This window comes from Mycobacterium sp. IEC1808 (assembly GCF_002101935.1).
Taxonomy (GTDB): Bacteria; Actinomycetota; Actinomycetes; order Mycobacteriales; family Mycobacteriaceae; genus Mycobacterium.
Genome location: NZ_LQPV01000047.1, coordinates 1 through 13,383 on the forward strand (window position 1 = coordinate 1; position 13,383 = coordinate 13,383).

The following is a 13,383-nucleotide window of genomic DNA, read 5'->3' on the forward strand; positions in this document are numbered from 1 at the left end:
GCAAGATCCCTGCCGGCGGCGGTTGGCGCATGCTGGGTCGCAGCGCAGGCAAGCACAACGCCCGGGCCGATCGCAGCACCGGCGTCCTCGACAAGCACTACCGGCCCGTGCGCGGCTATCACTTCCTGCACACCGCTATCGATGCGCACTCGCGGCTGGCCTATAGCGAGCTGCTGACCGATGAGCGCAAAGAGACCGCAGCAGCGTTTTGGCTACGCGCCAACGCCTGGTTCGCACAGTGCGGCATCTGCGTTCGAAAAATATTGACCGACAACGGATCCTGCTATCGATCCTATGTGTTCCGCGACGCTCTTGGCGGGATCGAGCACCGCCGCACCCGACCGTATCGCCCCCAGACGAACGGCAAAGTGGAGAGATTCCACCGCACCCTGGCCGACGAATGGGCCTACGCCCGGCTCTACCGCAGTGACGCTGAACGATGCGCGGAATTCGCCATCTGGCTCCACACCTACAATCACCACCGCGGCCACACCGCACTCGGCGGCCAACCACCCGCCAGCCGCGTACCTAACCTCTCAGGTCAGTACAGCTAGTCGCCGACGGCGCCCTCCGGCTTGGGGCCGCGGCCCTCGCCGGTGATGTACTTGGGGCAGTAGGCGCCGACCGCGATCACCGTGAACTTGGCGGCGCCGTTGCCGGTAAACCCGTTGCGCTGCTGAAGGTTTCCGATGATTTCGTCCTCGGTCGCCCCGGTGTCCTCCAATTGGCACAGCGTCTTGGCGGCCGATATCGCGGCGTTCGGGTCCTGGTAGGAGATCCCGGCGAATTTGAGCGCGGTAAGGAAGTCCGCGTCGGTTGCCGGATCGCTAGCGGCGGCGGCCGGGTCGGTGCCGGCGTCGGGGTCGGCGTGCGCCGGCGCGGCCAGGCCGAGCACGGCGACCACGGTTGCTATCCCCCACAGCAGTCTCATGACGCCGCCATCGTGCCAGACTCACCCCGCGGCCGCATCCCGGCGACCTAGCCGCGCCTGAATCGCTCGCGCAGTTGGGGGTCGTTTTCCCACCACAGGCCCGACGGCTCGGCGCTTTCGGTCTCGGTCGCTTCGGCCGCATCCAGCTCCGCGTCGACGGCGACCGCGTGCGCCTTCTCGTCGCGGGACAGCGCACGCATCAGCAGCAGCACGAACGGCCAGCCGACCAGGTCCCCGAGAATCCACAGGACACCCGCACCGATCGTCTGATCGAGGCGCTGATCGGGACCCCAGGATCGGTTCAGTTGCGCGTAGTACGCCGCGCCGATCAACGAGCCCTGCCAGACGACCAACCCGAGCACCCCGTCGCCGAGCGCCTCGACAACGGTGATCAGCAGCGAGATCGCCTGGGAATACCGGCGCGGAACGGGGTCCGCCTGCAGCCGCGCGTAGAAGTAGCCAAAACCGATCGCTACCAACAGGATTCGGGTGGGTGCGCCGACCCACTCGTTCTGCAGGGACGCGGTATACCAGGGCGTCAGGTAAAGCAGCCACGGCGTGCCCAGCATCGCCAGCGACGTGGTCAGCGGGTGCGCGAGCACCCGCGCGAACCGGCTCGCCAGCAGCCGGTCGAGGCGGTCGCGCCCAGGCTCGCCGAGCGCGTCGCGCAGCACGGTGACCGGCTTGGCCTGCGCGATGAAGAACGGCACGACGTAGAGCAGCAGCAGGACCTGCAGCGCGCGCACCCAGAACAGGGCGTAGGCATAGACGCCGATCGCGCTCATCGTCGCCAGCGCCCAGAGCGCCACGCCGGCCCCCAGGCAGCCGGCCTGCGCGGATCCCACGTTCCGGCCCCGCCGGGAACACCACGCGTAGGCGGCGGCCACCAGCACGATCGCCACCGCGGAGGCGAGGTCCAGCTGCCAGCTCTGCACCAGGGCGGACCACGTCAGCGGTCCAGGATCGACGCGCATGGCCTCTTAGCCTATTGCCGCCCGGCCGCCTGACGGCGCCCCGCCCGTCCTGAACGCCTTCCTGGTGCGGCTGCGGGTGGTTTCCCGGCGTTCCCTGCGCTCGCGTGTAGATTGGTTGGCAAGCCGTTCGTATTTGGGCACCGCCACCGCCGACATTTGTGTGGAGATGAGCAGCTCACGAATCGATCGCCCGAACCAATTGAGGAACCCCGCATACATGAATTCGTCCGATCTGTTTTCACATCGCTACGAGCCCGAGGTCGCGTCCGACACCCCTCGCGACTCAGAACCGGTGCAACTTCCGACCTTCTCCGACCGTCCGAATAGTCCTGAATCCCCGGGACGCGCCGGCACTGATTGACGCCGGTTGAAACCCGTTGCGGGTCAGCGCTTCTTGTGTTTGACGACGCGCTTCATTGCCGGTTCAGCTGACGAGGCCCAGCGCGTGGGCGCGCCGCAGCTTGCCCGACGGGGTTTTCGGGATCATCCCCGGCTGCAGCACCACCACGTTTCTGGGGCGGACATCGACCTCGGCGAACACCTCGTGCGCCACCCGGCGCTCGATGCGGCGCACCTGCGCCGGGTCGTCGTACTCCGTGGACTCCACCGCCACCGCGAACGTCTCCCGCGATTGCCCGGCGTCGAGTCGCACCGCGACCGAACAGCCCGGCCGCACCCCGGCCACCCGGCAGGCGGCACGCTCGATGTCGGTCGGGTAGATGTTGCGGCCGGCCATGATGATGACGTCCTTGAGCCGCCCGCACACCACGACATTGCCGTCCTCGGTGAGGTAGCCCAGGTCGCCGGTGTCATACCAGCCCCGGCCATCCTGCGCGGCGATGAAGCCGGCCACCGTGGTGTAGCCATTGGTCACGGGTTCGCCGCGTACCTCGATGACGCCCACGCCGCGCGGCGGCAGCACGCTCCCTCCCTCGTCGAGGATGCGCAGCTCCAGGCCCTCCAGCGGCCGGCCGAGTGAGACGAGCCTGCGGGTATGTCCCCTGCTCGCGGGCACCGCGCGGTGCAGGACGGCGAGCAGGTCGGCGTCCACCTCGTCGACGAGCATGCCCCCGCCGCACGCGGAGAACGACACCGCAACCGTCGTCTCGGCCATGCCATAGGCGGGGATGATCGCCTCGGGTTTCAACCCGAACGGCGCCCCGGCCTCGCAGAGGTCCTCGACGTCGAGCGGGTCCACCTGCTCGGCGCCCGACAGCGCCCACCGCAGCGAGGACAGGTCGAAGTCCCCGGGCGTGGCCTGCCTGCGCAGCCGCTTGGCCAACAGGTTGTACGCAAAGTTGGGCGCGGCCGTCATGGTGCCCTTGTACTTGTCAATCAGCTTGGCCCACAACAACGTATCGCGCAGGAAGTCCATCGGCGTGACCTTCACCAGCTCGGCGCCGACGTACATCGGCACCGTCAGATAGCCCGTCATGCCCATGTCGTGGAAGCACGGCAGCCAGCTCACGATCACGTCGGTATCAAGGTCGAAGTCGCAGCCGACCATCATGGCTTCCGCGTTGGCGACAATGTTGGCGTGCGTGATCTGAACCGCCTTGGGCGATCCCGTCGAGCCCGAGGTCAGCTGCATCAGCGCCACGTCGTCGTCGCCGGTGTCGACGGGGCCGACGGGGGCGCTCGCAAGCAGCGTCTCGACGGTAAGCACCGTCATCCCGAGACCCGAGAGCACCGGCGCGGCGGCCATGAACGGCTCCGAGATGACAACGGCTTTCGCCGACATCATGTCGATGACGCCGGTCGTCTCATCGGCCCAACGCGCCAGGTCGGTGCGCGGGGTGGGCTGATGCAACATCGTCACGCTGGCGCCGCGCATCCAGATGCCTTGCGCGGTGGGCGCGATCTCGACCGGTGCGCCGGCCAGCACGGCGACAGCGTCGCCTGGCCCGATGCCCGCCGCGGCCAGCCCACCGGCCACCCGACGTGCCCGTGCGTGGACCTCTGCCCAGGTATGCCGGGCGGGCGCGTGCGGCTCGCCGGTGACCATCCCCTTGGGACTCGACCGCGCGTTTTCATACATCGTCTCGGTAAATCGGCTCACGGCGGCTGACTGTATCGAGCCGATGCCCTGCGCACCGCCGACGCGCGGAACTCGGTACAGATCGTGACAATTGGCGCCGAACCGGCGTCGGCTACGCCGCGGGCCGGCTCAGCCGCAACGACTCGGGTAGCGCGCCGACCTGCCGTCGCTCCGGGGCTTCCCAGATGTCGCCGGCCAACTCGCCGGGCAGCCCGGCCTGGCTGGCGATGAAGACGGGATTGCTGCCGCGCACGGACTGCCGGTGATAGTCGCGCACCGTCGCGAACGCCCACTTGCTCAGTAGGCAGATCGCGACCAGGTTGGCGATGGCCATCAGCGCCATCGTCAGATCGGCGAGCGCCCACACGAGCTTCAGCTGGGACATCGCGCCGATAACGATCGCCCCCAGCGTCACGACTTTCAGCGCGTTGGTCGCCAGGTGCCGTCCGCCCAGGAAGAACAGATTGGCCTCGGCGCACACGTAATTGCTGAGCACCGAGGCGAATCCGAACACGAAGACGACGGTGGTCATCACCGCGGTTGTCCACGATCCGAGGCCGGCGGCGATAGCCGACTGGGTGAGGCTGGCGCCCGCGATCGAGCCGGTGCGCGCCGGATCGTAAACGCCCGGACCCGCCATGAGCACGATGAACGCCGTCGCCGTGCAGATCACCATCGTGTCGACGAAAACGGCGAGCGACTGAATCAGGCCCTGCTCCACCGGATGTGACACCGTCGCGGCGCCGGCGATGTTGGGCGAACTGCCCATCCCCGCCTCGCAGGCGAACAGGCCGCGCTTGACCCCGGTCAGCATGGCTGTCGCGATGCCGCCGGCGAAACCGCCCGCCAGCTGCCTGATCCCGAAGGCCCCGCCGACGATCTCCTCGAGCACCCCCGGCAGCGCGGAGATGTTGACCGCGACTATCGCCAACGCAAGCGACGCGTACGCCAGCGCGGCGACGGGGATGACCCGTTCCGCGAACTTGGCGACGCTGCGCACCCCGCCGAACAGGACCGCCGCCGCCAGCACGGCCAGACCCGTTGTCGTCCAACCGATGTCGACGCCGTGCGAAGACTTCAGCACCCCGCTGATCGCGTTGGTCTCCACCATGTTGAACGCCGTCGAGAACGTGACCACGAGCAGCACGGCGAAAAAGACGCCGCCGGTCCGCGAGCGCAGGCCGCGCTGGATGTAGAACGCGGGGCCGCCCCGGAAGGCGCCGTCGCCCGAGCGGACCTTGAAGACCTGGGCGAGGGTCGCCTCGATCAACGCGGTCGCCATGCCGACCCCGGCCACCACCCACATCCAAAAGATCGCGCCCGGCCCTCCCACGGTGAGCGCGATCGCGACGCCGGCGATGTTTCCGGTGCCCACCCGGGACGCCAGGCCGACGCAGAAGGCCTGAAAAGACGAGATCCCACCGTCTTGGCGATGGGACCTGCGGAGCTGGCGAAGCATGCGCCCGAAGTAACGGATCTGAATGAATCGGGTGCGGACCGTGAAATAGACGCCGACGCCGATCAACAGGTAAACGAGGACATGACAACTCAGGGCATTGCTCAGCGGGTCGATCACCCGTGCCTGAACGAAGTCCAAATCCATTCCCCACCTGGGCCGCTGTTCGCAGCAGACTAAGCGCGAAATGTTGACGTCAGGTTTCGTTAACCCGCCGTTGGCCGGCGCGTTTGTAAAAATCCAGTGACGCTACGAGGCGCCGTCGACCTTCCCGCCGCTGGCGGCCAGGGTTTGCGGGCAATACACGTTGGCCGCGATCGCGGTGAACCGGGCCGCGTTGTCCCCATGCAGCCCGGGGTTCTGGGCCTGGATCGTCTTGACGACGTCCACCATCTGCGTCCCCTTGCTCACCGCGTCGCACACCCATTTCCCGGCACCGATCGCCGGCCCCGGGTCGGGGAAGGTGATGCCGGCCGCGCGCAACGAGGTGAGGAAGGCGTCATCGGTGTAGTCCGCCCGCGCGGGTGCGGCCATGCCGACCAGGGCGACAAGGCTCGTCAGCGTGAGAATCAGCGGTTTCACGGCCCCCTGATCGTGCCAGAGGGGACCGACGCCCGCACCCCAAACGAGGCGTCAACTTGAGGTTGACAATCTCGCAGTCGTCAACCTAACGTTGACGGCATGTCCGAACCGACCCCGATCGCCTATCCCGTCCGCCTCGACGAACTGATCAACGCCATCAAACGGGTGCACCCGGACGTGCTGGACCAGCTCGCCGACGCCGTCCTGGCCGCCGAGCACCTCGGCGAGGTCGCCGACCACCTAATCGGGCACTTCGTCGACCAGGCCCGCCGGTCGGGCGCCTCCTGGACCGACATCGGCAAGAGCATGGGCGTCACAAAGCAGGCCGCCCAAAAGCGGTTCGTCCCCCGCGCCGAGCCCACCACGCTGGACCCCGAGCAGGGCTTCGGACGGTTCACGCCGCGGGCGCGCAGCGTGGTGGTGGCGGCCCAGAACGCCGCGCACGAGGCCGGCAACAGCGAGATCACGCCCGACCACCTGCTGCTCGGCCTGCTCACCGACCCCGCCGCGCTGGCGACGGTGCTGCTGAAGCGGCAGCAAGTGGACCCCGACACCATCCGGGCGGCGGTCAGCCTGCCCCCGGCGGCCGGCGAACCCCCCGAGCTCATCCCGTTCAGCGGCCCGGCGCGCAAGGCGCTGGAGCTGACCTTCCGCGAGGCACTTAGGCTGGGCCACAACTACATTGGCACCGAACACCTGCTGCTGGCGCTGCTCGAACTCGAGGACGGCGCCGGGCCGCTGCACCGGTGCGGCGTCGACAAGGAGCGCGTCGAAACGGATTTGGTCGATGCGCTCGAGTCGCTGAGCGCCGGGACCGACCCCTCCCCTTCGCCGTAGCGCCTGTGCAATCATGCGAGGATGCACCGCTGGCTGACCGCCCTGTCCATCTTGATCGTCGCGGTCGCGAACGTCTCCGCGCCGCGCGCGTGGGCGGGTGACGCGCCGATCGGTCACCTCGGTGACACCCTGCGGGTGGACACCGGCAAGTACATCGCCGACGTCACCGTCAGCAGCGTGGCGCCGTGCGACCCGCCGCCGGGCTTCGGCTACACCCGCGAGGGCGTTCCGATCAAAAGCTTCCCGGGCAGCACCGTCGACCGCGCCGACGTGACGATTCGCGCGGTCCGGGTGCCCAACCCGTTCATCATGGCGACCGAGTTCAGCTTCGACGGCGTGACGCCGTTCGCCGACGCCTACAAGCCGCGGGCCTCCGACGCGCCCGACGCGCTGGACAACGTGCTCGTCAACGCGCCGAACGGGGCGATCGTGCGCGGTGCGGTGTATTGGGACGCCTACCGCGACCCGGTCTCCACCGTGGTCCTGCTGGACAAGAAGACGGGCTATCACCTCGCCCAATGGAACCTTTGATCCGCGGGGAATCTCTGACGCTCGCGACGGGTTCGGTTGCCGCCGGGGACCTGGCTACCGTTGCCGCGCAAACCTTTCCGCTAGCCTGCCCGCCCGCGACGGCCCCTGAAGACATCGCGTCGTTCATCGACGCCAACCTGTCGGCGGAGCGCTTCGCGGAGTACCTGGCCGATCCGGACCGCGCGATCATCACCGCCGCGCGCCGCGGCCGAATCATCGGCTACGCCATGGTGATTTGCGACGGCACCGACTCCGCCGAGCTGTCGAAGATCTACGTGCTGCCCGAGCACCACGGCACCGGGGCGGCGGCGGCGCTGATGGAGCTCAGCGTGGCCACCGCCGAGAAGTGGGGCGTGCGCCGCGTCTGGCTGGGCGTCAACCAGGCAAACCAACGCGCGCAACGCTTTTACGCCAAGCACGGCTTTACGGTCAACGGCACCAGGACCTTTCGGGTGGGCGCCCGCCTCGAGAACGACTACCTCATGGTTCGCGAGCTTGGGTCAGCGCCACCAGCCGCGACGTAGCCCGCAGATATTTCTTTCGATAGCCACCGGCCAGCATCTCCTCGCTGAACACCGTGTCCAGCCGCGCACCGGAGGCGACAACCGGGATGCCGGCGTCGTAAAGCCGGTCGGTCAACGACACCAGCCTCAGGGCCACGTTCTGGTCGTCGATGCCGTGCACCCCGGTCAGGAACACCGCGGTCACGCCCTCGATCAGCGTCAGATACCGCGACGGGTGCATGGTGGCCAGGTGCGCGCACAGCGCATCGAAATCGTCCAGCGTCGCCCCGTCGACGGTCGCGGCGCGTGCGGTGACCTCCTCGTCCGACAGCGGCTGCGGTGCCGGTGGCAGCCCGCGATGCCGGTAATCGGGCCCCTCGATCCGCACCGTGGTGAAAATGCTTGCCAGCGTGTTGATCTCGCGCAGGAAGTCCTGGGCGGCGAAGCGGCCCTCGCCGAGCTGCTCGGGCAGGGTGTTCGAGGTGGCCGCCACCGACACCCCCCGCTCCACCAAGGAGGACAGCAGCCGCGAGATCAGGGTGGTGTTGCCGGGATCGTCGAGCTCGAACTCGTCGATGCAGACCGCCGTGTAACCGGCCAGCATGTCGATGCATTCGACGTAGCCGAACACCCCGGCCAGTTGGGTGAGCTCGCCAAAGGTGGCGAACGCCTTGGGCGTTGGCGGTTCGGGCCCTTCCCCCGGCAGCTGGTAGTAGGCCGAGGCGAGCAGGTGGGTCTTGCCCACGCCGAAGCCGCCGTCGAGATACAGCCCGACGCCGGGCAGCACGGCGCGCTTGCCCAACAGTTTTCGGCGGCCGGCCCGCCGCTCCACGGCCTGCCGGCAGAAGTCCTGGCAGGCCGCGACGGCGGCCGCCTGGCTCGGTTCCCTTGGATCGGGCCGATACGACGCGAAGCTCACGTCGGCGAACGTTGGCGGCGGCCGCAATTGGGCGATCAATCGCTCCGGCGACACGGTCGGATGCCGATCCACCAGATGCCCCACGCGGCCCCCGTGCATGCACGAACTGTAGCGGCGTGCTGCAATCAAGCTCATGCCAGAGACCCGGTTGACGCTGCTCGGGTCGACGCGGGAGATCGACGACGCCGAACTCGCCCACCTGTACGGCTATCCGGACACCGACGGCACGTGCGTGCGGGCGAATTTCATCACCAGCGTGGACGGCGGCGCCACCGCCGACGGCAGCAGCGGCACCATGGGCGGGCCCGGCGACCGGCACATCTTCAACCTGCTGCGCGAACTGGCCGACGTGATCGTGGTCGGCGCGGGCACCGTGCGCATCGAAGGCTATTCCGGCGCGCACCTGGCCGTCGCGCAGCGACAGGCCCGGCAGACCCGCGGGCAAAGCGAGGTCCCGCAGCTGGCGATCGTCACCAAGTCCGGCCGCCTCGACCGCGACATGGCGGTGTTCACCCGCACCGAGGTGCCGCCCCTGGTGCTCACCTGCGCGGCGTCGGCCGTGGAGACGAGCCGGCGGCTCGGCGACCTGTGCGAGGTGCTCGACTGCTCCGGCGGCGATCCCGGTCAGGTCGACGAGGCCGCCCTGCTGGCGGCCCTGGCGGCACGCGGAATGCGCCACGTGCTGACCGAGGGCGGGCCGATGCTGCTCGGCGCGTTCGTCGACCGCGAGCTGCTCGACGAGCTGTGCCTGACGATCGCGCCCTACCTGGTCGGCGGGCTGGCCCGGCGCATCGCGACGGGCCCGGGCCAGGTGCTGACCCGGATGCGCCGCGCCCACCTGCTCACCGACGACGCCGGCTACCTTTACGCCCGTTACGTCCGGGGCTGAAAAGTCGAAGCTACTGTGGTCGGCATGAGTCGGCAGATCGCGTCCGCCACAATCCTGGTGGCGGTGAGCGCGCTGATCGCCGGCTGCGTCCCCGGCCTGGGCGCGGACCCGCGCTTCGCCACCAATTCCGGCGCCCGCCCCCAGGGCGCGGCCACCTCAAAACCGCCGCCGGCCGGTCCGCCGCCGATCGCCGCCCCCAAGAACGACCTGTCCTGGCGTGACTGCACGGCGAAGGTGTTCGGCGACGCGGCCGTCCCCGCGGCGCCCGGCGTGCAGCTGGACTGCGCGAACTACGACGCCGACCTCGACCCGACGGGCGGCGGGTCGGGAACGCTGAGCATCGGCGTGGTCCGCGCGCGCTCGGACAAGACGCCGCACGACGCCGGTCCGCTCGTCTTCACCACCGGTTCGGACCTGCCGTCGTCCACGCAGCTGCCGGCCTGGCTCGCCCGGGGCGGCGCCGACGTGCTGCAAACCCACCCGATCGTGGCCGTCGACCGCCGTGGCATCGGCATGTCGAGCCCCATCGACTGCCGCGACCAGCTCGACCGCCAGGCCATGCGCGACCAGGCGCAGTTCCAGGCCGGCGACGACCCCGTCGCCAACCTGTCCGACCTCTCCAACACCGCCACCACCAACTGCACCGACGCCATCGCCCCGGGCTCCTCGGCCTACGACAACTCGCACGCCGCCTCCGACATCGAGCGGCTGCGCAGCCTGTGGGACGTGCCGGCCGTCGCGCTGGTGGGAATCGGCAACGGCGCCCAGGTGGCGCTGGCCTACGCCGCGTCGCGGCCCGACCGGGTCGCCCGGCTGATCCTCGACTCCCCAATTGCCTTGGGCGTCAACGCCGAAGCCGCCGCCGAGCAACAGGTCAAGGGCCAGCAGGCCGCGCTCGATGCGTTCGCCGCCCAGTGCGTCGCCGTCAACTGCCCGCTCGGCCCGGACCCCAAGGGCGCCATCAGCGCGATGCTGGCCGACGCCCGCGCGGGCAAGGGGCCCGGCGGCGCGCCGGTGTCCGCGGTGGCCACCGCCATCACCGTCGCGTTGGGCTTCCCCTCCGGCGGGCGCGTCGGCGCCACCCAGAGCCTGGCCGGCGCGCTGGCGGCGACCCGCTCCGGGGACGCCAGCCAGCTCAACAACCTGATCGCCCACGCGTATGCCCTCACCGACTCGGACGGCCAGTTCGTCAACTCCTGCAGCGATTCCATCAACCGGCCGACCCCCGACCGGGTGCGCGAGCTCGTGGTGGCGTGGGCGAAGCTGTATCCCCAGTTCGGCACCGTCGCCGCGCTGAACTTGGTGAAATGCGTGCACTGGCCCACGATTCCGCCGCCCGCGCCGCCCAAGGACCTCAAGGTGGACGTCCTGCTGGCGGGCGTGCAGAACGACCCGATCGTCGGCAACGAGGGAGCCGCCGCGACCGCGGCCATGATCATCAACGCCAACGCGGCCAGCAAGCGGGTGATGTGGCAGGGCATCGGCCACGGCGCCAGCATCTATTCGCCCTGCGCCGTCGCGCCGCTGATCGGCTATCTCAACAGCGGCAAACTGCCCGGGACCGACACCTACTGTCCCGCCTGATACTTTGCGCTTCGTGACGGCAGCTGACTCGACCCGAACCGGCCTGCGCGATTCGCTGCTGGCCGCGTTCCGTTCCCGCACCGGCGCACCGAGCACCGCGACGGTAGTGCGGTCGGTGTTGTGGCCGTTGGCCATCATGTCCGTGCTGCACCGCAGCATCATCCTCACGCTCAACGGCAACATCACCGACGATTTCAAGCCGGTCTACCGGGCGGTGCTGAACTTCCGGCGCGGCTGGGACATCTACAACGAGCACTTCGACTACGTCGACCCGCATTACCTGTATCCGCCCGGCGGCACGCTGTTGATGGCGCCCTTCGGGTACCTGTCCTTCACGCCGTCGCGATATCTGTTCATCGGAATCAACACCGTCGCGATCCTGCTCGCCTGGTACCTGCTGCTGCGGTTGTTCAAATTCACGCTGTCCTCGGTGGCCGCGCCCGCCTTACTGCTGGCCATGTTCTGCACGGAAAGCGTGACCAGCACCCTGGTGTTCACCAACATCAACGGCTGCGTCCTGCTGGCCGAGGTGCTTTTCCTGCGGTGGCTGCTGGACGGCCGGGTGGGCCATCAGTGGTGGGCGGGGGCGGTCATCGGGCTCACGCTGACGCTCAAACCCGTGCTGGGACCGCTGCTGTTGCTGCCGCTGCTGAACCGCCAGTGGCGGACGCTGGTGCCCGCGATCGTCGTGCCCGTCGTGATCAACGCGGCCGCGTGGCCGTTGGTCAGCGACCCGATGGACTTCGTCACCCGCACGCTTCCCTACATCGGCGGCGTCCGGGACTACTTCAACAGCTCGATCGAGGGCAACGGCGTGTACTTCGGGCTGCCCACCTGGCTGATCGTGTTCTTGCGGGTCCTGTTCACGCTGCTCGCGATCGGCGCGCTGTGGCTGCTGTACCGCTACTACCGCACCCGGGACCCGCTGTTCTGGTACACCAGCTCGTCGGGCGTGCTGCTGCTGTGTTCCTGGCTGGTGCTGCCGCTGGCCCAGGGCTACTACTCGATGATGCTGTTCCCCTTCTTGATGACGGTGGTGCTGCCTAACTCGCTGATCCGCAATTGGCCGGCCTGGCTGGGTGTCTACGGGTTCCTGGCGCTGGACGACTGGCTGATCTACCAACACATGCGGTACGGCCGCGCGCTGCACTACCTCAAGATCACCTACGGCTGGTCGCTACTGCTGATCGTGGTGTTCACGGTGCTGTACTTCCGCTACCTGGACGCCAAGGCCGAAAACCGGCTGGACGAAGGCATCGATCCGGCGTGGGTGCCCGTTGACCGCGAGCGCGCTAGCGTGGACGCATGACTTCCCCCAAGCTGCAGCTGACCGACGACGAGTGGCGTCAGAAGCTCACCCCCGAAGAGTTTCACGTGCTGCGCCAGGCCGGCACCGAGCGGCCGTTCACCGGTGAGTACACCGACACCAAGACCGAAGGCATCTACCAGTGTCGGGCTTGCGGCGCCGAATTGTTCCGCAGCACAGAGAAATTCGAGTCGCACTGCGGCTGGCCGTCGTTCTTCGACCCGGCGAACTCCGACGCGGTGATCCTGCGCCCCGACCACTCGATGGGGACGACGCGCACCGAGGTGCTGTGCGCGAACTGCCACAGCCACCTGGGTCACGTGTTCGCCGGCGAGGGCTATCCGACGCCGACCGATCAGCGGTACTGCATCAACTCGATCTCGCTGCGCCTGGTGCCGACGGGCGCCTAGGGCGTTCTCCGTTTGCGGGATGTGCCGCTGTGCCCGCCTCAGAGCGACAACGTGATTGGCCGCGCGGTAGGTGCCCCGCGCCACCCCCGCGAGTTGTCGCTGTGAGGCGGGCAGAAAGCCAACCCCGACCGGCCGGGTGACAAAAGTGACGGGTGAGGCGTGAACCGCCCACCCGGCGCGGCGCCTATACCCCGTCCATCCCGGGCTGACCGAACAGGCTGCCGCCGGCGCCGCCTTTGCCGGGCGTGCCCGGGGTTGGGCCGCCCCCGGCGCTGCCGCCGTTGCCGCCGTTGCCGATCAGCACGGCCACGCCGCCATCACCGCCGTTTCCCCCGGTGACGAGGCCCTCCCCGCCGGCACCGCCGACCCCGCCGTTGCCGATCGGCCCAGCCGTACCGCCGGCCCCGCCGTGCCCGCCGGTCG

Annotated in this window: 14 protein-coding genes and 1 pseudogene; 8 read left to right on the top strand and 7 right to left on the bottom strand. The window is 68.9% G+C overall.

The window, feature by feature from the left end; genetic code table 11:
* A partial coding sequence (locus AWB92_RS22610; protein WP_142282207.1) for an integrase core domain-containing protein occupies positions 1–554 on the top strand: 554 nt, incomplete at its 5' end.
* Here AWB92_RS22610 and AWB92_RS22615 read toward each other — a convergent pair.
* The 5 genes from AWB92_RS22615 to AWB92_RS22635 form a co-directional block, all read right to left on the bottom strand.
* Positions 551–931: a DUF732 domain-containing protein gene (locus AWB92_RS22615; protein WP_085189638.1), complete on the bottom strand. Its 381-nt coding sequence runs from the start codon at positions 929–931 to the stop codon at positions 551–553. The two genes, AWB92_RS22610 and AWB92_RS22615, sit on opposite strands and share 4 nt — an antisense overlap.
* A 47-nt stretch (positions 932–978) precedes the next feature.
* Positions 979–1,905, bottom strand: a complete 927-nt coding sequence (locus tag AWB92_RS22620; RefSeq protein ID WP_085189640.1) for a cytochrome c oxidase assembly protein — start codon at positions 1,903–1,905, stop codon at positions 979–981.
* Between the two features lie 424 nt (positions 1,906–2,329).
* Positions 2,330–3,964 carry a fatty acyl-AMP ligase gene (locus AWB92_RS22625; protein ID WP_085189642.1) on the bottom strand — a complete coding sequence of 545 codons (1,635 nt, stop codon included), beginning with the start codon at positions 3,962–3,964 and terminating at the stop codon, positions 2,330–2,332.
* 91 nt (positions 3,965–4,055) lie between these two features.
* Entirely contained in the window at positions 4,056–5,546 is a 1,491-nt protein-coding gene (locus AWB92_RS22630; RefSeq protein WP_241523551.1) for a sodium:alanine symporter family protein, read from the bottom strand.
* A gap of 102 nt (positions 5,547–5,648) precedes the next feature.
* Positions 5,649–5,933 (bottom strand): DUF732 domain-containing protein, encoded by a 285-nt coding sequence (locus AWB92_RS22635; protein WP_142282248.1) that lies wholly within the window; start codon positions 5,931–5,933, stop codon positions 5,649–5,651.
* A gap of 147 nt (positions 5,934–6,080) precedes the next feature.
* On the opposite strand from AWB92_RS22635, the gene AWB92_RS22640 reads away from it, so the two are divergent.
* Genes AWB92_RS22640 through AWB92_RS22650 form a run of 3 tightly spaced genes read left to right on the top strand, consistent with a single transcriptional unit; the run spans position 6,081 to position 7,873 of the window.
* The gene (locus AWB92_RS22640; RefSeq protein WP_085189646.1) at positions 6,081–6,818 is read left to right on the top strand and encodes a Clp protease N-terminal domain-containing protein; all 738 of its coding nucleotides are present in this window, start codon (positions 6,081–6,083) and stop codon (positions 6,816–6,818) included.
* 21 nt (positions 6,819–6,839) lie between these two features.
* Positions 6,840–7,349 (top strand): hypothetical protein, encoded by a 510-nt coding sequence (locus AWB92_RS22645; RefSeq protein WP_085189648.1) that lies wholly within the window; start codon positions 6,840–6,842, stop codon positions 7,347–7,349.
* Positions 7,337–7,873 carry a GNAT family N-acetyltransferase gene (locus AWB92_RS22650; RefSeq protein ID WP_085189650.1) on the top strand — a complete coding sequence of 179 codons (537 nt, stop codon included), beginning with the start codon at positions 7,337–7,339 and terminating at the stop codon, positions 7,871–7,873. Before AWB92_RS22645 ends, AWB92_RS22650 begins: the two co-directional genes overlap by 13 nt.
* Here AWB92_RS22650 and zapE read toward each other — a convergent pair.
* Positions 7,830–8,906 carry a cell division protein ZapE gene (zapE, locus tag AWB92_RS22655; RefSeq protein WP_085189652.1) on the bottom strand — a complete coding sequence of 359 codons (1,077 nt, stop codon included), beginning with the start codon at positions 8,904–8,906 and terminating at the stop codon, positions 7,830–7,832. The two genes, AWB92_RS22650 and zapE, sit on opposite strands and share 44 nt — an antisense overlap.
* On the opposite strand from zapE, the gene AWB92_RS22660 reads away from it, so the two are divergent.
* From AWB92_RS22660 to msrB, 4 genes are read left to right on the top strand one after another with little or no spacing between them, the layout of a single operon-like run.
* Positions 8,905–9,660, top strand: coding sequence for a pyrimidine reductase family protein (locus tag AWB92_RS22660; protein ID WP_085189654.1), 756 nt, complete (start codon positions 8,905–8,907; stop codon positions 9,658–9,660). The two genes, zapE and AWB92_RS22660, sit on opposite strands and share 2 nt — an antisense overlap.
* 24 nt (positions 9,661–9,684) lie before the next feature.
* A complete protein-coding gene (locus AWB92_RS22665; protein WP_085189656.1) occupies positions 9,685–11,244 on the top strand; it encodes an alpha/beta fold hydrolase in 1,560 nt (519 codons plus the stop codon).
* A 4-nt stretch (positions 11,245–11,248) separates the two neighbouring features.
* A complete protein-coding gene (gene aftC / locus AWB92_RS22670; protein ID WP_085189658.1) occupies positions 11,249–12,553 on the top strand; it encodes an arabinofuranan 3-O-arabinosyltransferase in 1,305 nt (434 codons plus the stop codon).
* The gene (gene msrB / locus AWB92_RS22675) at positions 12,550–12,960 is read left to right on the top strand and encodes a peptide-methionine (R)-S-oxide reductase MsrB (protein ID WP_068107097.1); all 411 of its coding nucleotides are present in this window, start codon (positions 12,550–12,552) and stop codon (positions 12,958–12,960) included. Before aftC ends, msrB begins: the two co-directional genes overlap by 4 nt.
* 184 nt (positions 12,961–13,144) lie before the next feature.
* Here msrB and AWB92_RS22680 read toward each other — a convergent pair.
* A pseudogene (locus AWB92_RS22680) lies at positions 13,145–13,383 on the bottom strand (hypothetical protein); the annotation flags it as partial.